This is a genomic window from Pseudomonas sp. 2995-1 (assembly GCF_002742505.1).
GTDB classification, from domain to species: domain Bacteria; phylum Pseudomonadota; class Gammaproteobacteria; order Pseudomonadales; family Pseudomonadaceae; genus Aquipseudomonas; species Aquipseudomonas sivasensis.
The window spans coordinates 1-242 of the sequence record NZ_LJSA01000367.1; the positions used below are offsets into that span (position 1 = coordinate 1).

A 242-nucleotide genomic window follows, 5' to 3' on the forward strand; every position below is an offset into this window, starting at 1 on the left:
CTATTTATACTCTTTTGCTCAAGGGTATCTCTTGTCACAGGCTGAGGCGGGGGTTTACTGTCCAGTAACTTTAACAATGGCGACAGCTTATCTACTTGATCGTTATGGAGATAAGGGCCTGAAAGAGAAGTATCTACCTCATGTTCTTTCAACTGGGAATGAAGAGTTGTTTGAGGGCGCGACATTTATAACAGAGAGGCAAGGGGGATCTGATGTAGGGGCGAATGAAACAAGAGCTGTCT

1 pseudogene is annotated in these 242 nt (G+C 44.6%); it reads left to right on the forward strand.

The features are described from left to right. Nucleotides 1-242: pseudogene (locus AOA61_RS16715) on the forward strand (DNA alkylation response protein); the annotation flags it as partial.